The sequence below is a fragment of the Nonomuraea sp. NPDC050310 genome (assembly GCF_040655795.1).
Taxonomy (GTDB): Bacteria; Actinomycetota; Actinomycetes; order Streptosporangiales; family Streptosporangiaceae; genus Nonomuraea.
Genome location: NZ_JBFAKP010000013.1, coordinates 110,224 through 127,325, shown reverse-complemented (window position 1 = coordinate 127,325; position 17,102 = coordinate 110,224). Strand labels below are relative to the sequence as shown.

Below are 17,102 nucleotides of genomic sequence, written 5' to 3'. Positions count from 1 at the left end.
CTCCCGCTGAGACGCTTCTGTCCCATGGAGGTGATGCTGGTCGTCCATGCGGTGGCGGCTCTGGCCGCGCCCGCACTGGCCCACCGGTGGGGACGGAACGGCCTCTACCTCCTGGCGCTGGCCCCGGCGGCCGGCTTCGTCCACACCCTGTGGACCGGGGCGCGCACCAGCAGCCACGACTGGGCGCCCGCGCTCGGGCTGAGCCTGTCCTTCCGCGCCGACACCCTCACCCTGCTGCTGATGTACCTCGTCACCGGGGTCGGCGCGCTGGTGCTGATCTACTCCGCCCGCTACCTGGACGCCGACGATCGCGGAGCCGGCCGCTTCGGCGCCTTCCTCGTCGCCTTCGCCGGCGCCATGTACGGCCTGGTGGCCGCCGACGACCTGCTCCTGCTCTACGTGTTCTGGGAGCTGACCACCGTCTTCTCCTACCTGCTGATCGGCTACCAGGCCGACCGGCGACCCAGCCGCTCGGCCGCGATCCAGGCCCTCACCGTCACCGGCTCCGGCGGCCTGGTCATGCTCGCCGGGCTGATCGTCCTCGGCCAGCAGGCCGGGACCTACCGGCTCTCGCTGCTGCTGGCCGACCCGCCCTCCGGCACCGCCGTCACCGTGGGCGTCTGCCTGGTCCTGGTCGGCGCGCTCGCCAAGTCGGCCATCTGGCCCTTCAGCCTCTGGCTGCCCGGCGCGATGGCCGCGCCCACGCCGGTCTCGGCCTACCTGCACGCCGCCGCCATGGTCAAGGCCGGCGTCTACCTGCTGGCCCGGCTCGACCCCGCCTTCGGCAGCCTGCCCGCCTGGAAGCTCACCGCCATGGGCCTGGGCGGGCTCACCATGCTCATGGCCGGCTGGCGCGCGTTGCGCGAGACCGACCTCAAGCTCGTGCTCGCCTACGGCACGGTCAGCCAGCTCGGCTTCCTGTTCGTGCTGTTCGGCGCGGGCATCGTCGGCGGCGCCATCGCCGGGGCCGGCATGCTGCTGGCGCACGCGCTGTTCAAGTCGGCGCTCTTCCTCGTCGTCGGCATCGTCGACCACGCCACCGGCACCCGCGACCTGCGCGAGCTCAGCGGGCTCGGCCGGCGCATGCCGTGGATCCGCGCCGCCGCCGTGCTGGCCGCCGCGTCCATGGCCGGGCTGCCGCCCTTCCTGGGGTTCGCCGGCAAGGAGGCCGCCCTGGCCGCCCTGCTCGGCTGGCCGGTGCCGCTGGCCGTCGTCGTGCTCGGCTCGATGCTCACCGCCGGCTACTCGCTGCGCTTCCTGTGGGGCGCCTTCGCCGCCAAGCCCGGACTGGAGCCCACCCCGCTCCACGCCACCCCGGCCTCCATGGCGGCGCCCGCCTGCCTGCTCGCCGTCCTCGGGCTGGCCGGCGGCCCGTTCGCCGTCGCGTACGGCGAGGCCATGGCCCCCTACTTCACCACCTTCCGCGGTACGGCAGGCGAAGCCCACCTGACCGCCTGGAGCGGCTTCACCCTCCCCCTGGCCCTGTCGGCGCTCGCCCTGGCCGGCGGCGTCGTGCTCTTCCTCGCCCGCGACCTGGTCGCCCGCGCCGGGACGGCGATCTCGCTGCCCGACGCCAACGAGGTGTACTGGGGCCTGCTCGGCCGGGTGAACTCCTTCGCCCTCCAGCTCACCGGCATCGTCCAGCGCGGCTCGCTGCCCGACTACCTGCTCGGCACGCTGCTCGCGCTGGTCGCCATCGGGGCCTTCTCCCTGCTCTACGGCACCGACCAGGGCCTGCGGGTGGACGTCATCCTGTGGCAGCGGCCCGAGCGGGTCGGCGTGGCCCTGCTGCTGGTCGCGGTGGCCGTGACCACCCTGTGGATGCGCTCCTACCTGGGGCTGGCCATCGTCGCCGGGCTCACCGGCTACGGCGTGGCGCTGCTGTTCCTCAGCTACGGCGCTCCCGACCTGGCGCTGACCCAGGTGCTCTGCGAGACGGTGAGCCTGGTGGTCTTCGTGCTGGTGCTGCGCCGGCTGCCCCGCACGCCCGAGCACGACCGGCGGCGCATGCGGCTCGGCTTCCGGCTGGCCGTCGGGCTGGCCACCGCGGCCGTGGTGGTCTGCGCCGGCGTGCTGGCGGCCGGCGCCCGCGTCACCACCCCGGTCAGCGCGCTGGTCAAGGGGGCGGTGGACGAGGGCAACCTGGTCACCACCCTGCTGGTCAACATCCGCGCCTGGGACACGATGGGCGAGAGCTCGGTGTTGCTCGCGCTGACCCTCGGCGTCACCTCGATGATCTTCGTGCGGAGCCGTACCGAGACGATCAAGCCGGTGCTCACCGAGGCGCCGCGCGGCTGGCTGGTCACCCCCGAGCCGCCGGACCGGCAGTGGGCGGTCCTGGCCATCTCCGCGCGGCTGCTGTTCCACCTGATCCTGCTCTTCTCGGTCTTCCTCGTCTTCAACGGCGAGAACTCGGTGGGCGGCGGCTTCGCCGGCGGCATCGTCGCCGGGCTCGCCCTGACGTTGCGCTACTTCGCCGGCGGCGGGCTGGAGCTGGAGGTCTCGCTGCCGGTCGGCGCCGGCATCCTCATCGGCGTCGGCCTGCTGCTGTCCACCGCGGCCGCGCTCATCGGCCTGGTCGTCACCGGCAGCCCGCTCACCGTGCTCTCCACCCACCTGCACGTGCCGTGGCTGGGCGAGCTGCACCTGTCCACCGAGCTCCTGTTCGACCTGGGCGTCTACATCCTGGTGCTGGGCGTGATCCGGGACGTGCTGCGGGCCGTCGGCACCGAGCTGGACCGGCAGATCAAGGAGCCCGCCCGGTGACCACCTCGCTGATCCTGCTCGTCGCCGTGGCCGCGCTCATCGCGGCCGGGGTGACCCTGCTGCTGGAGCGCAGCCTGGTCCGGATCCTGGTCGGCATCATCGTCGCCGGCAACGGCGTCAACCTGCTGATCCTCACCGTCGGCGGACCCGGCGGCCAGCCACCGATCAAGGGCCGCTTCGAGCCCGACCGCATGGCCGACCCGCTCGCCCAGGCCCTCGTCCTGACCGCGATCGTGATCACGCTCGGCGTGACGGCCTACCTGCTGGCCCTCGCCCACCGCACCTGGCAGCTCGTCGGCGACGACACCGTCCAGGACGACACCGAGGACCGCCGCGTCCGGCTGGCCGCCACCCGCGGCGACCTGATCGACTCGGTGGTGGCGACCCGGGAGCGCTACCGCGCGATCCTCGACCAGCAGGAGCGCGAGCTGGCCGAACTGGCCGCGGAGTCACGCCGCCGGGTCGAGGAGGGCGAGGCCGAGCTCGAACAGCAGATCCTCGCGGTCAACGTCGACCTCGGGCGCTGGATGGAGGACCACCGCAACGCCGGGCTGTCCCCCGAGGAGCTCATGGCCAGGTTCGAGGAGGCCCGCCGCCTGGAGGAGTCCTCCAAGCAGGACCTCGCAGAACGCGAGCGCGAGCTCCGCCAGCGCTACGCCGCCAGGCGCCGCGAGCAGGAGGCGACCGAACGCCAGGCCCGGCGCAAGATCCAGGCCCGGGCGCGGCAGGCCCGCAAGGAGATGCGCCACGCCATCCGCGAGGACCGCCGCCGCCAGGCGCTCGCCCTCGACCCGGAGATGGAGGGGCAGGACGACTGATGTCCGCGCTGATCTGCCTGCCCGTCGTCCTGCCGCTGCTGGCCGCGGCGCTCAAGCTGGCCATCGGCCAGCGCCTGAGCCGCCTGCAGTCGCTGATCAGCGTGGTCACGCTGATCGTGGTGCTGGCCATCGCGATCGTGCTCGCCGTCGCCGTGGACCGTGACGGCACGCTGGTCGCCCAGGCGGGCGGGTGGGCGGCGCCGATGGGCATCTCGCTGGTCGCCGACCGGCTGTCCACGCTGATGCTCGCGGTGTCGGCGGCGGTGACGCTGGCCGTGATGGTCTACTCCATCGCCCAGGACTTCGCCGACCAGGACGAGACCGCCCCGCTGTCCATCTTCCACCCGGCCTTCCTGGTCATGGTCGCGGGTGTCTCCGACGCCTTCCTGGCCGGGGACCTGTTCAACCTGTTCGTCGGCTTCGAGATCCTGCTGTCCGGCTCCTACGTGCTGCTCACCTTCGGCGGGACCGAGTCGCGGGTGCGGGCCGGCGCCACCTACGCGGTGATGGGCCTGACCTCCTCGCTGCTCTTCCTGATCGCCATCGCGGTCACCTACGCCGCCACCGGCACGATGTCGATGGCGCACATCGCCGAGCGCTTCGACGGCCTGCCGCTGGCCATCAAGCTGCTGGTGGAGCTGACCCTGCTGCTGGTGTTCGGGGTGAAGGCCGCGGTCTTCCCGATGTCGGCGTGGCTGCCCGACTCCTACCCGACCGCCCCGGCGCCGGCCACCGCCGTCTTCGCCGGCCTGCTGACGAAGGTCGGCGTCTACTCGATCATCCGCCTGGAGTCGCTGCTGTTCCCCGGCGGCCCGGTCGCCTCGCTGCTGCAGTGGGTCGCGCTGGCCACCATGCTGGTCGGCATCTGCGGCGCGATCGTGCAGAGCGACATCAAACGGCTGCTCTCCTTCACGCTGGTCAGCCACATCGGCTACCTGGTGTTCGGCGTCTCCCTGGCCACCCCGCACGCCCTGGCCGGGTCGGTGTTCTACGCCGTGCACCACATCACCGTGCAGACCAGCCTCTTCCTCATCGTCGGCCTGATCGAGCGGCGCACCGGGACCACCTCGCTCGACCGGCTCGGCGGCCTGGCCAAGCTCACCCCGGCCATCGCGGTGCTCTTCTTCGTCTCGGCGATCAACCTGGCCGGGATCCCGCCGCTGTCCGGCTTCATCGGCAAGCTGGGCCTGCTCCAGGCGGGCCTGGCCGACGGCGGCGACAGCGAGCTGATCCTGGTCGGGGGGCTGCTGCTGACCAGCCTGCTCACCCTGTACGCGGTGGCCCGGGTCTGGAACCGGGCGTTCTGGCGGCCCTCGAAGTCGGTCGAGCTGGTGGAGTCGGTGCCCGCGCCGATGTGGGCGGCGACCGCCGGGCTCGTGGCGCTGGCGCTGTCCTTCACCGTCTTCGCCGGGCCGCTGTCCGGCCTGGCCGAGCGGACCGGCGCCGAACTGCTGGCGCGCCAGCCGTACATCACCGCGGTGCTGGGAGGCGAGGGGCGGTGAGGCGGCAGTGAGGCGGCTGTGGCGGCGGCCCTCCGGGTGGCAGGTGCTCTGGCTCACCGTGGTGTGGACCGCGCTGTGGGGGCACCTCAGCCTGGGCGTGGTCGTCTCCGGCGCGGTGGTCGGCACGCTGGTGCTGGTGCTGCTGCCGCTGCCCTCGACCTCGCTGGGCTTCCGGGTGCACCCCGTCGGGCTGGTGGCCTTCCTGGGCGGGCTGCTGTGGGACCTGGCCCGCTCCAGCCTGCGCATCTCCTGGTGGGCGCTGCGTCCGGGGCCGCCGCCGGACACCGCGATCGTGACCGTGGAGCTGCGGAGCTCCTCGGAGACGATGCTCATGCTCACCACCATGGCGTTGTCCGCGCAGCCCGGCAGCCTCGTGGTCGACGCCCGGCCCGGCACCGGCCGGATGACGCTGCACGTGCTGGGCGCGGGCGACGAGCCGCAGGCCACCGCCCAGCGTGACGTGTCGCGGCAGGAGGCCCTGGTCGTGGGCGCCTTCGGGACCAGGACCGACAAGGAGGAACTGGGATGACAGTCGTCTACGGGATCGTGGTCGCCATGCTCGGCGTGGCCTCCGCCCTGGCTTCCTGGCGTACGGCACGCGGCCCCTCCACCCTCGACCGGGCGGTCGCGCTGGACACGCTGACCGCGCTGGCCATGTGCTGGATGGCCCTGGGGATGAGCCGCCTGGGCGGCGTGGTGGTGCTGCCCATCCTGCTGGCGATGTCGCTGCTCGGCTTCGCCGGCTCGACCGCGATCGCCAAGTGCGTGATGAGGAGGCGCGGCGATGGAGGCGCTTGAGCTGGTCGCCGCGGCGTGCGCGCTGGTCAGCGCCGGGCTGGGGCTGACCGCGGGGGTGGGCCTGGTGCGGTTTCCCGACACGTTGTCGCGCATGCACGCCGCCGCCAAGCCGCAGGTGCTCGGCGTGCTGCTGGCCCTGGCGGCGGCGTGGTGCGAGGAGCCGAGCTGGGGCATCGCCGGACCGCTGCTGCTGGTGGCGATCTTCCAGATGGTGGGCGTGACCATGACCTCCTACACGGTCGGCCACGTGGCCTGCGAGGAGATGCGCGACCGATAGGGCTCAGCTCGTCGAGTCCCGGCCGACCTCGAAGGCCTCGTGGTAGCGGCGGCGGGCCTGCCGTACCACCCGCTCCGCCAGCCACGCGACCGGTTCGGCGTCCACGACGAGCGGCTCGTGGTCGGGCCCGTGGGCGACCACGCGACCGGCCAGGACCCATGCCCGGCGTCCGTCCTGTCCCAGGTCGGCGTACTTGCAGACCTGCCGGGCCAGCCAGTCCTGCGGCGGCCGGGTCCACCACGACTCGGGGTCGAGCACGGTCGCCGACAGCCCCGGCAGTTCGAGCCCGCTCTCGTAGTCGACGCTCGCCTCAGCCCCGTCGGTCTCCGGACCCTTGGAAAAGCGCAGAAAGAGTCCGGGCCGCTCCGTAACCAGCTCGGTCAGCTCCTCCAGCGTGAGCACCTCGTCCATATCCCCTCCGATACGTTCCACTCTTTCCACGTGAGAGGCATCTATCCCCCTTCGGGCGCTCCGTCGGTGGCCGCCGGGTAGCAGCAGGCACCGTCCAAGCGTTACCTCAGGAGGTATCCGGTGACCGACTACCCAACGCAGCAGACCGGGCAACCGGTGGAGCGCACCAAGCAAGCGGCCCGTGAAGTGGCGGGCGAGGCCGGGTTCCAGACCAGGCGCGTGGTCGGCCGGCTCCGTGAGCGGGCCGGACGCGAAGCCGACTCCCAGGCCCAGCGCGCCGCCCACGGCATCCGCCAGTGGGCCGACGACCTCAGCACGATGGCCGAGAGCAGCAAGCCCGACTCCCCGATCAACCGGGTGACGCACCAGATCGCCGGGGGTGGCCGCCGGGCCGCCGACTACCTGGAGCAGCAGGGATTCTCGGGCGCGATGCAGGATCTGCAGCAGTTCGCCCGCCGCCGGCCGGCGCTGTTCGTCCTCGGCGCCATCGCCGCCGGTTTCCTGGCCGGACGCGCCGCCAAGGCCGGCGTGGACCTCCAGCAGGAGGAGCGGGCCCCCCGCCCCCAGCCCGGCGAGGGCTACGCACAGAGCGGCCAGAGCGGCCAGGAGGAGGCCCGCGATCAGGCCGATCAGGTTCGCCACGACACCTATTGACGGCTGAGGGGGACCAGTACGGCCCGCGACCGCGTGCCGTACCGGCTCTTCAGGTCAGGTCGACGGTGGCGCCGCCCGGGCCGGGCCGGGGAAAGGTGAGGTCGCGGCCGTCCACCGTGACGGTCAGCTCGGCGAGCTCGTCCCGCGGATCGGCGACGGTGAGCCGCCCGCCCCGGAGCAGCACCGCGCAGGGCCCCGAGGCCGTGATGCCGCCGGCCGTCCCCGGTTGCCAGAAGGCGACCGCGGTGAGCCCGAGCGCCGGGACCCGCACCGCCTGCTGGGCGTCGGTGTTCGCCGGCACCTCCAGCCAGCCGAGCCCGGCCAGTTCCCGCGTGCGGGCCTCGGAGGCCCCGGGCAGCAACACGTACCGATAGCCCGCCCCACGCGGGTCGACGCCGTGGTCGAACCAGAACGTGCGATACCCCCGCTCCCCGGCAGTGCGGAAGCCTTCGCCCAGGTACCCGGCGTGCCCCGCCAGGTGCGCCCACCCCGCCCCCTCGGCCGGCTGCGCCGCCGAGCGCCGGTTGTCCACCACGGTCTCCACGGCCACCCCGTCCGAGCACGTGATGCCCGCCCCCAGGCAGACCACCGCCTCGTCGAGGAAGACCCACGCCTTGAACGCCTCCAGCGTGCTGCCCAGCCCGGCCAGGTGCTGCCCCACGATCGCGTAGGTGCCGTCGCTCGCCCCGCCCACCCAGCGCCACTTCGTGCGCGTGTCGCCCCAGCCGCGGCCCGCCCCGTCGGCCAGCCGCCGGGTCGAGACGGTCGTGCCGGGCAGCCGGTAGGGGTCGACGGTGTGCCAGAAGTCGGAGTAGTGGTCGCGCTGCCCGGCGGCCCACCAGTAGAGCATCCCGGAGCCGGTGTGCCAGCCGCGCAGGTTCTCGCCGTTGCCGTGCTCGTAGTGCCCGATCCGGTGGGAGGACATGCTGAGCGCCGCGGTCCAGCCCGGCCGGCGGTGCACCGCGCGGGCGCTCATCGGGAACAGCCGGTGCCCCACCGGCTCGGGGGCCGCGGGCACGCTCGCGTCGGCCAGCAGGTCCTCGAACCCCGCCCGGTAGCCGCCCCGCTCCGCCCAGCCCTTCACCAGCGACCGCCAGCGGGCCCGCTCCGCCGCCGGCGCCGACTCGCCGAGCAGCAGGACGGCCGAGGCGATGGCCTGGCCGCGCCGGTGGTCACCGTACGGCCGGCGCGCGATCCCCCGGCCGCTGACCAGGTCCATGCACAGCCCGTCCAGCACGAAGGGCGCGAAGCTGCGCTCCACCTGGTCGAACAGGAACCGCCCGTCCACCTCCCACGGCGTGCCGCGCACCAGCGCCAGCATGATCGCCGCCCCGGAGAGCAGCACCGCCCCGTAGCCGCCCTGGTAGGGGATGGTGGTGTGCTGGAGGAAGGACCCGTCGCGGTAGAACCCGTCGCCCTTCTCGACGTAGCGGAAGACCGGCGTCAGCGCCTCGGCCGCCCGCCGCACCTCGTCCGGCTCCTCCACCACGATCGCGCGCAGCAGCCGGACCAGGCACAGGTCCACCCGGTTGGCGCCCGTGCTCCGCCCCCGGTAGGCCGCCAGCCGGTCGTCCGGCACGAAGTGCCGCACCGCCTCGGCCAGGGCCCGGTCGCGCGAGCCGATGAGCACGGCGGCGTCCAGCAGCTTGCGCGGGACCCCGATCTCCCAGTCCCACCAGTTGCCGACCGGCTCGGCGCCCTCGGCGTAGACGTGCCGCACGTAGTGGGCCAGGCCCTCGGCGGTCGCCTCGGCCAGGCCGGGATCGCCGGTGATCGCGTGCGCCCTGGCCATCGTCTGCAGCCGCGCGGGCGTGTCGTCGAGCGACGGGTAGGGCAGGTCGGCCCAGAGCCCGCCGCGGGCGGGCCGCATGCTCGCCCGGTGCCCGGCCGCCGCCTGTTCCACCCTCCCCGCGTACGGCACCGCCGTCACCTCCCGCCAGCGGCGACGCAACAACGGGAAGGTGGCGTCGGGCGTGTGGGCGGGCCGGGCCGGGAGGAGCGTGGCCAGCGTGCCGAGCGCGGCGAGGCTGCCCAGCCTGGCCAGTGCGCGCCGCGAGAGGGGGGACACAAGGTGATTATCCGCGACTTGTTGACACGCGGGCGGAGCCGTACCTAATGTCCTGACCTGGACAACTGCATAAGCCCATGATCCCGCGCGGGAGAGTCCACAGGCTGTGGACGCCGAAGGAGCAAACCTCCCCGGAAACTCTCAGGCCCAAGACCGCGTGGAGGAGGCGAACTCTGGAAAGAGGCGCACCCGGCGTCTCGCCCACGGGGCAAACCGCACGCAAGCGCGGTGAATCTCTCAGGCCTATGACAGAGGGGGAGGCCCTACGGCTACGTGAGGAGCCTCATGCTCGACGCACCCCTGTCCGCGGTCGACCCCGAGATCGCGGCGGCGCTGGACGCCGAACTCGACCGCCAGCGCACCACCCTGGAGATGATCGCCTCCGAGAACTTCGCACCGGTCGCGGTCATGCAGGCGCAAGGCAGCACCCTCACCAACAAGTACGCCGAGGGCTACCCCGGCCGCCGCTACTACGGCGGCTGCGAGCACGTGGACGTCGTCGAGCAGCTCGCGATCGACCGCGTCAAGGCGCTGTTCGGCGCCGAGCACGCCAACGTGCAGCCGCACTCCGGCGCGCAGGCCAACGCCGCCGCCATGCACGCGCTGATCACGCCGGGCGACACCATCCTCGGCCTCGACCTCGCGCACGGCGGCCACCTGACGCACGGCATGCGGCTCAACTTCTCCGGCAAGCTCTACAACGCCGTGGCCTACCACGTCTCGGAGAGCGACAACCGGGTGGACATGGCCGAGGTCGAGAAGCTGGCCCTGGAGCACCGGCCCAGCCTGATCGTCGCCGGCTGGTCGGCCTACCCGCGCCACCTCGACTTCGCCGAATTCCGCCGGATCGCCGACCTGGTCGGCGCCCGGCTCATGGTGGACATGGCGCACTTCGCCGGCCTGGTCGCCGCCGGGCTGCACCCCAGCCCGGTGCCGCACGCCGACGTCGTCACCACGACCACGCACAAGACGCTCGGCGGCCCGCGCGGCGGCGTCATCCTGTCCACCGCCGAGCTGGCCAAGAAGATCGACTCCGCGGTCTTCCCCGGCCAGCAGGGCGGCCCGCTGGAGCACGTCGTCGCGGCCAAGGCGGTCGCCTTCAAGCTCGCCGCCACCCCCGAGTTCCGCGAGCGGCAGGAGCGCACGCTGGAGGGCGCCCGCATCCTGGCCGCCACGCTCACCGGCGCCGGGCACCGCCTGGTCACCGGCGGCACCGACGTGCACCTGGTGCTGGTCGACCTGCGCGAGTCGGTCCTGGACGGCAAGCAGGCCGAGGACCGGCTGCACTCCATCGGCGTCACGGTCAACCGCAACGCCGTGCCGTTCGACCCGCGCCCGCCGATGGTCAGCTCCGGGCTGCGCATCGGCACCCCCGCGCTGGCCGCCCGCGGCTTCGACGCCCGGGACTTCACCGAGGTGGCCGAGGTCATCGCCGAGGCGCTGCGCCCCGACCTCAACCCGCCCGCGCGCACCCGGCTGCGGGCCAAGGTGGCCCAACTGGCCCAGCGGAGGCCGCTCTACCCGGAGCTGTGACCGTTCACCTGCCCTAGCTTGACCCAAGCGGGGATAGGAATCCGGACATGAGCACATCAGGGGCGGGGAGCGTGGCCACCGCCGCGCTCAGCGCCCCCGATGTTCATCCTGCTCCGGTTGACGGCGGTGTCCCCCCACGACCGGGACACCGCCTTCAGCCGGACCTGAGCGCCCGCTCGATCTCGGCCAGCACCGCCGGGTCCTCGATCGTGGACGGCGGCCGGTAGGTCCTGCCGTCGGCGATGGCCCGCATCGTGCCCCGCAGGATCTTGCCCGACCGGGTCTTGGGCAGCCGGGCGACCACGCTGACCCGCCGGAAGGCCGCGACCGGGCCGATGCGCTCGCGCACCAGCGCCACCAGCTCGGCCTCGATCTCCGCCGCGGGCCGCGCCGTCCCGCTCTTGAGCACCACGAAGCCAGCCGGGACCTGGCCCTTGAGCTCGTCGGCCACGCCGATGACCGCGCACTCGGCGACGTCGGGGTGGGTGGCGACGACCTCCTCCATCGCCCCGGTGGACAACCGGTGGCCGGCCACGTTGATCACGTCGTCGGTGCGGCCCATGACGAACAGGTAGCCGTCGGCGTCCAGGTGGCCGCCGTCGCCGGTGAGGTAGTAGCCCGGGTAGCGGGCCAGGTAGGCCGACTCGAAGCGGTCGTGATCGCGGTAGAGCGTGGGCAGCGTGCCCGGCGGCAGCGGCAGCCGTACCACGATGGCGCCCTCGACCCCGGGCGGGCACTCCGCGCCGTTCTCGTCCAGCACCCGCACGTCGTAGCCGGGCACCGGCACGGTCGGCGAGCCGGGCTTGGGCGGCAGCGGTTCGAGTCCCATGCAGTTGGCCGCGACCGGCCAGCCGGTCTCGGTCTGCCACCAGTGGTCGATCACCGGGACGCCCAGCAGGTCGGAGGCCCAGTGGTAGGTGTCCGGGTCGAGCCGCTCCCCCGCCAGGAACAGGTAGCGCAGGCCGTGGTCCTTCACCAGGTCGCCGTTCGGGTCCTCCTTCTTGATCGCGCGGATCGCGGTCGGCGCGGTGAACAGCGTCTTGACGCCGTACTCCCCCGCCACCCGCCAGAACGCCCCGGCGTCGGGCGTGCCGACCGGCTTGCCCTCGTACAGCACGGTCGTGCAGCCGGCCAGCAGCGGCGCGTAGACGATGTAGGAGTGCCCGACGACCCAGCCCACGTCGGAGGCGGCCCAGAAGACCTCGCCGGGCCCGGTGTCGTAGACGGCGGCCATGCTCCAGTGCAGGGCCACCGCGTGGCCGCCGTTGTCGCGCACGATGCCCTTCGGCATGCCGGTCGTGCCCGAGGTGTAGAGGATGTAGAGCGGGTCGGTCGCCGCCACCCACTCGCAGCCGGCCGGCTCGGCCCCGGCCACGGCGGTGGCCCAGTCGAGGTCGCCCTCGCCCATGGCCGCCTCGCACTGCGGGCGCTGCAGGATCACGCAGTGCTCCGGCCGGTGCGCGGAGGCGGCCAGGGCCGCGTCGAGCAGCGGCTTGTACTCCACGATCCGGCCCGGTTCCAGGCCGCAGGAGGCGCTCAGCACGACCTTCGGCCGCGCGTGCTCGATCCGGGCGGCGAGTTCTGGCGCGGCGAAGCCGCCGAAGACGACCGAGTGCACCGCGCCGAGCCGCGCGCAGGCCAGCATGGCGACGACCGCCTCGGGGACCATCGGCAGGTAGATGACGACGGTGTCGCCCCGGCGCACGCCGAGCGACTTCAGCAGCCCGGCCGTCCGGGCGACCTCGTCGTGCAGCTCGGCGTAGGTGTAGCTGCGCCTGGTCCCGGTGACCGGGCTGTCGTAGATCAGCGCGGCCTGGCCGCCGCGGTCGGCCAGGTGCCGGTCGAGGGCGTTGTAGCAGGTGTTGAGCTCACCGCCGGGGAACCAGCGTTCCCCGTCGAAGACCTCGGTGAAGGGGGTGTGCCAGTCGATCCCGGCGGCCGCCTCGCGCCAGAACGCGCCGGGATCGTCGAGGCTCCGCCGGTAGACCTCGTGGTATCGAGCCATGGCCCGATCGTGTCACCTCAGGGCAGCTCCGCGAAGCGCTCGACGGCCTCGACGCTGCCGGAGACGATGATGACGTCGCCGTAGCTCAGCTCGGTGTCGGCGGTGGCGTAGGTGAAGTCCTCGCCGGGGCTCTTCACCGCGACGATGGTCACCCCGTGCTTACGCCTTAAATTCGACTGGCCCAGCGGGCGGCCCACGTACTCCTTCGGCGGCCGGGTCTTGGCCATCGCGAAGTTCTCGTCGACCTCCATGTAGTCGAGCATGCGCCCGCTGACCAGGTGCGCCACTCGCTCGCCCATGTCGTGCTCGGGGAAGACGACGTGGTGCACGCCGATGCGGTGCAGGATCTGGCCGTGCTGCTTGCTGATCGCCTTGGCCCAGATGTCCTCGATCTCCAGCTCGGCCAGGAGCGAGGCGGTCAGGATGCTCGCCTCCAGGTCGGTGCCGATCGCGACGACCGCGCGGTAGAAGTCGGGCACGCCGAGCTGCTTGAGCGCCTCCATGTCGGTGGCGTCGGCGGCGGCCACGTGCGTGATGTGCCCGGAGAGCTGCTGCACGGTCTTGGGGCTGTTGTCGATGGCCAGCACCTCGGTGCCGCGCCGGGTCAGCTCCAGCGCCAGCGAGCTGCCGAAACGGCCGAGGCCGATGACCACGACCGGGTCGCGGTTCTTGTCAACCAACGAGCATCCTCTCCTCGGGCAGCTCGTAGCGGGTGCGCCGGTCGCGCAACGCCAGCGCAGAGCCAAGCGTAAGCGGGCCGATCCGGCCGATGAACATCAGGAGCGCCAGCACGACGTGCCCGGCGGGCGGCATCTCGGTGGTGATCCCCGAGGACAGGCCGGTGGTGGAGAAGGCCGAGATCGCCTCGAAGAGGATCTGGTCGAGGTCGTGCTTGGTCATCACCATCAGCGCGTAGGAGGCCACTCCGATCGCCGCCGCGCTGAGCAGGACGACGCAGATCGCCTGGCGCTGCACCGCCTCGGAGATGCGCCGGTGGGCGATGTTCACCCGGGGCTCGCCGCGCAGCTCGGCCATGATCAGGAAGAGCAGCACGCCGAAGGTGGTGACCTTGATGCCGCCGGCGGTGCTGGCGCTGCCGCCGCCGATGAACATCAGCAGGTCGGAGACGAGCCAGCTCGACTCCGACATCTGCGTGATGTCGATGGAGTTGAAGCCGGACGAGCGGGTGTTGACCGAGGCGAAGAAGGCGGCCAGCACCTTGGAGCCGTCGTCGAGCCCGCCGAGCGTCTTCGGGTTGCGCCACTCGGTCAGCAGGATGAGCAGCGTGCCGGCCACCAGCAGCGCCAGCGAGATGCCGACGGTGAGCTTGGTCATCACCGACCAGCGGCTGGGGTGGCGCCAGTTGCGCACCTGCTCGAAGACGACCGGGAAGCCCAGGCCGCTGACGATGATCGCGGCGGCGACGGTCAGGCTGATCCATGGATCGCTGACGAACTGGCTCAGGCTGTCCGGCCACAACGCGAAGCCGGCGTGGTTGAAGGCCATGATCGAGTGGAAGACGCCGTAGTAGAGCGCCTGCCAGAACGGCTCGCCGTACCCGATCACGAAGCGGCCGGCCAGCACGGCGGCGATCACGGCCTCGCAGCTCAGGCTGAACAGGACCACCTTGCGGGCGATCCGGCCGACGTCGGCCATGCTCAGCATGCTCGTCTCGGCCTGGGCCAGCAGCCGGAAGCGCAGGCCCATCTTGCCGCCGACCAGGACGGCGATGAGGGTGGCGAAGGTCATGATGCCGAGCCCGCCCACCTGCACCAGCCCCGCGATCACCACCTCGCCGAAGGCGGACCAGTGCGTCCGCGTGTCGACCGTGGCCAGCCCGGTCACGGTCACCGCGGAGGTGGCCGTGAAGAGGGCGTCGGTGAAGGTGGCGGGCGCTCCGGCCGCGGCGGCGGGCTGGAGCAGCAGGACCGTGCCCAGCGCGCACGCCAGGGCGAAAGCCGCCACCACGATCTGCGTGGGGTGGTTGAAGCGCGCCAGCAGTGCCGCTGACCAGCGCGCACGCCTGCCTAGTGGGCTCATAACCCCCGGAATGCTAGTGGATTACGCGCGTGAGGTGATTTGCTGCACCATCCAGCGGTTGCCGTCGGGGTCGGCGAAGGACACGAACCCCACGTTGTTCAGCTCGGCCTCGTCCTCCCGCGCGGGCCGGAACCCGTTCGGTCCGGCCACCTGCACCTCGCTGACCTCGACGCCCTTGCCCGCCAGGATCTCCCGTGCCGCCCGCACGTCGTTGACGACGAGCTGCAGGCCCTCCAGCGAGCCCGGCTTCATCGTGGTGAGGCCGCTGCCGATGACCACCGAGCAGCCGGAGCCGGGCGGGGTGAGCTGGACGATGCGCAGCGTGCCGGTGTCGGTGTCGTGGTCCACGGCGAAGCCGAGCTGCCCGGCGTAGAAGGCCTTGGCCCGGTCGACGTCGGCCACCGGGACGACGACCACTTCGAGAGTCCAGTTCACTGCGGGTTCTCCCATCGCTCAGGGCTCTTCCCGACGATCTAACCCGCCTGGTGCGGGCTCGCCAAGGGGGCGGCCTCCCATTCGTGGCAGGGCAGCAGCGCCTGGTGATGGAAGATGAGACCCAGCCCGCGCGGGGCGAGCTGGCCGAGGGGGCCGCAGGCGCAGTCCGCGGAAGCCTCGTGCCCGATCGCATCATCAACCGGCCTGACGTGGACAATCAGCGCCATCTTCCGCCGCCCTTCCCAAAGATTGCATGTAGTTTATGCATCTTTGACCGTTTTGCCAGCGGGCATGACCGGAACCCGGGGATAGCGTGCCGCCATGCTCTCCCGCGGTATGCGCATCCTGGTGGGTCTGGCGGCCGCGATGATCATCCTGGCCGGGGCCAGGTCGCTCAGCGACATCGTCGGCCCCGCCTTCCTGGCCCTGACCCTGACCATCGCCGTCGCCCCGCTGCGCTCCTGGCTGGTACGGCGAGGCGCCGCGGGCTGGCTGGTGATGGCCGCCCCGCTGACCGTCGTCCTGCTCGTGCTGATCGGCCTGGTGCTGGCGGTGGTCGTCTCGGTGGCGGAGTTCGCCGCGCTGATCCCGACCTACGCCCCGCAGTACCAGGCCCTCCTCGCCCAGGCCCAGAGCTGGCTGGAGGCGCACGGCGTGACCTCCGCCCAGGCCGGCCAGGTCTTCTCCCACCTCGACATGGGCCAGGTCCTGCGGGCCGCGGGCGGCGTGCTGTCCAGCCTGGCCGGCACCGCCTCGACCGTGCTGATCGTCATCCTGCTGCTGTACGGCATGAGCCTCGACGCCGCCTTCCTGCAGAAGGCCATCACCGCCCTGCCGGCCAAGCGCGCCGACCTGGCCGGGGCGCTGGTGCGCTTCGCCCGGCAGACCTGCCAGTACCTGCTGGTCTCCACGCTCTTCGGGCTGATCGTCGCGGTGCTGGACACGATCGGGCTGATGCTGCTCGGCGTGCCGCTGCCGCTGCTGTGGGGACTGCTGGCCTTCATCACGAACTACATCCCGAACATCGGCTTCCTCGTCGGGCTGGTGCCGCCCGCGCTGCTGGCGCTGCTGGACTCGGGCGTGGGCACGATGATCTGGGTCATCGTCGTCTACAGCGTGCTCAACTTCGTCATCCAGTCGGTGATCCAGCCCAAGTTCGTCGGCGAGTCCGCCGGGCTGTCGACCACGGTGACGATCCTGTCCCTGCTGGTCTGGACCTGGGCGCTCGGCGCGCTCGGCGCCATCCTGGCCGTGCCGCTCAGCGCGTTCGTGCGGGCCGTGCTGCTCGACGCCGACCCGGCGACCTCCTGGGCATCTCCCCTGGTAGCGGGCAAATCATCGCCCTGACTTTGCCCTAGGCCGGACGTGCGTCGGGTACCACCGGGCCATGGCAAAGATCACCGGCTGGGTTGGCTGGATCTGGTTCGCCGGCATGATGCTCATCATGAACGGCCTGTTCAACGTGATCACAGGTCTCTACGCGATCTTCGACGACCAGCTCTACGTACCCTCGCGCTTCGGGCTGCTGCTGTTCGACCGGACCGGCTGGGGCTGGGTCCACCTGATCCTGGGCATCGTGCTCGTGATCGTCGGCATGGCCGTCTCGGTCGGCCGGGGCTGGGCGCGCTTCGTCTCGGTCATCCTGGTCATGATCAACGCGCTCACCCAGCTCGTCTGGATCGCGGTGAACCCGTGGTGGTCGCTGATCATCATCGTGATCGACGTGTTCATCCTCTACGCGCTGATCGTGCACGGCAAGGAAGCCGAGGAATTGTCCTGACTTTCCGGTGACCCG

At 72.1% G+C, this 17,102-nt stretch carries 16 protein-coding genes and 1 riboswitch; of the genes, 10 read left to right on the top strand and 6 right to left on the bottom strand.

The genetic code is table 11. The features are described from left to right. Positions 1–24 precede the first annotated feature (24 nt). From AB0I67_RS27365 to AB0I67_RS27340, 6 genes are read left to right on the top strand one after another with little or no spacing between them, the layout of a single operon-like run. A complete protein-coding gene (locus AB0I67_RS27365; RefSeq protein ID WP_357928715.1) occupies positions 25–2,766 on the top strand; it encodes a Na+/H+ antiporter subunit A in 2,742 nt (913 codons plus the stop codon). Then, complete coding sequence (locus tag AB0I67_RS27360) at positions 2,763–3,584, top strand: Na(+)/H(+) antiporter subunit C (RefSeq protein ID WP_357928712.1); 822 nt, start codon at positions 2,763–2,765, stop codon at positions 3,582–3,584. The genes AB0I67_RS27365 and AB0I67_RS27360 overlap by 4 nt, the downstream gene beginning before the upstream one ends. Next, on the top strand, positions 3,584–5,086 hold the full coding sequence (locus AB0I67_RS27355; RefSeq protein ID WP_357928709.1) for a Na+/H+ antiporter subunit D: 1,503 nt from the start codon (positions 3,584–3,586) through the stop codon (positions 5,084–5,086). The genes AB0I67_RS27360 and AB0I67_RS27355 overlap by 1 nt, the downstream gene beginning before the upstream one ends. Positions 5,087–5,093: 7 nt before the next feature. Then, a complete protein-coding gene (locus tag AB0I67_RS27350; protein ID WP_357928707.1) occupies positions 5,094–5,615 on the top strand; it encodes a Na+/H+ antiporter subunit E in 522 nt (173 codons plus the stop codon). Then, complete coding sequence (locus AB0I67_RS27345) at positions 5,612–5,884, top strand: monovalent cation/H+ antiporter complex subunit F (protein WP_357928704.1); 273 nt, start codon at positions 5,612–5,614, stop codon at positions 5,882–5,884. The genes AB0I67_RS27350 and AB0I67_RS27345 overlap by 4 nt, the downstream gene beginning before the upstream one ends. After that, a complete protein-coding gene (locus AB0I67_RS27340) occupies positions 5,871–6,161 on the top strand; it encodes a monovalent cation/H(+) antiporter subunit G (RefSeq protein WP_357928701.1) in 291 nt (96 codons plus the stop codon). The genes AB0I67_RS27345 and AB0I67_RS27340 overlap by 14 nt, the downstream gene beginning before the upstream one ends. A 3-nt stretch (positions 6,162–6,164) precedes the next feature. Here the strand turns inward: AB0I67_RS27340 and AB0I67_RS27335 are convergent, their stop codons facing one another. After that, positions 6,165–6,572, bottom strand: a complete 408-nt coding sequence (locus tag AB0I67_RS27335) for a DUF6098 family protein (RefSeq protein ID WP_357928698.1) — start codon at positions 6,570–6,572, stop codon at positions 6,165–6,167. A 120-nt stretch (positions 6,573–6,692) separates the two neighbouring features. On the opposite strand from AB0I67_RS27335, the gene AB0I67_RS27330 reads away from it, so the two are divergent. Next, entirely contained in the window at positions 6,693–7,226 is a 534-nt protein-coding gene (locus tag AB0I67_RS27330; protein WP_357928695.1) for a hypothetical protein, read from the top strand. A 49-nt stretch (positions 7,227–7,275) separates the two neighbouring features. Here AB0I67_RS27330 and AB0I67_RS27325 read toward each other — a convergent pair whose 3' ends face one another. Continuing rightward, positions 7,276–9,294, bottom strand: coding sequence for a polysaccharide lyase 8 family protein (locus AB0I67_RS27325; RefSeq protein WP_357928693.1), 2,019 nt, complete (start codon positions 9,292–9,294; stop codon positions 7,276–7,278). Between the two features lie 78 nt (positions 9,295–9,372). Next, positions 9,373–9,460, top strand: a riboswitch (glycine riboswitch). Between the two features lie 119 nt (positions 9,461–9,579). On the opposite strand from AB0I67_RS27325, the gene glyA reads away from it, so the two are divergent. After that, positions 9,580–10,827 (top strand): serine hydroxymethyltransferase, encoded by a 1,248-nt coding sequence (gene glyA / locus AB0I67_RS27320; RefSeq protein ID WP_357928690.1) that lies wholly within the window; start codon positions 9,580–9,582, stop codon positions 10,825–10,827. 154 nt (positions 10,828–10,981) lie between these two features. On the opposite strand, the gene AB0I67_RS27315 is transcribed toward glyA, so the two are convergent. The 4 genes from AB0I67_RS27315 to AB0I67_RS27300 are packed head-to-tail and all read right to left on the bottom strand — an operon-like array spanning position 10,982 to position 15,307. After that, complete coding sequence (locus AB0I67_RS27315) at positions 10,982–12,832, bottom strand: propionyl-CoA synthetase (RefSeq protein WP_357928687.1); 1,851 nt, start codon at positions 12,830–12,832, stop codon at positions 10,982–10,984. A gap of 17 nt (positions 12,833–12,849) precedes the next feature. After that, positions 12,850–13,512, bottom strand: a complete 663-nt coding sequence (locus AB0I67_RS27310) for a TrkA family potassium uptake protein (RefSeq protein WP_357928684.1) — start codon at positions 13,510–13,512, stop codon at positions 12,850–12,852. Continuing rightward, entirely contained in the window at positions 13,505–14,872 is a 1,368-nt protein-coding gene (locus tag AB0I67_RS27305; protein ID WP_357928683.1) for a potassium transporter TrkG, read from the bottom strand. Before AB0I67_RS27305 ends, AB0I67_RS27310 begins: the two co-directional genes overlap by 8 nt. Positions 14,873–14,893: 21 nt before the next feature. Then, positions 14,894–15,307 carry a VOC family protein gene (locus tag AB0I67_RS27300; protein ID WP_357928680.1) on the bottom strand — a complete coding sequence of 138 codons (414 nt, stop codon included), beginning with the start codon at positions 15,305–15,307 and terminating at the stop codon, positions 14,894–14,896. 321 nt (positions 15,308–15,628) lie between these two features. On the opposite strand from AB0I67_RS27300, the gene AB0I67_RS27295 reads away from it, so the two are divergent. Continuing rightward, positions 15,629–16,654: an AI-2E family transporter gene (locus tag AB0I67_RS27295; protein WP_357928677.1), complete on the top strand. Its 1,026-nt coding sequence runs from the start codon at positions 15,629–15,631 to the stop codon at positions 16,652–16,654. Positions 16,655–16,694: 40 nt separating this feature from the next. After that, positions 16,695–17,087, top strand: coding sequence for a hypothetical protein (locus AB0I67_RS27290; RefSeq protein WP_357928675.1), 393 nt, complete (start codon positions 16,695–16,697; stop codon positions 17,085–17,087). Positions 17,088–17,102: the final 15 nt, after the last annotated feature.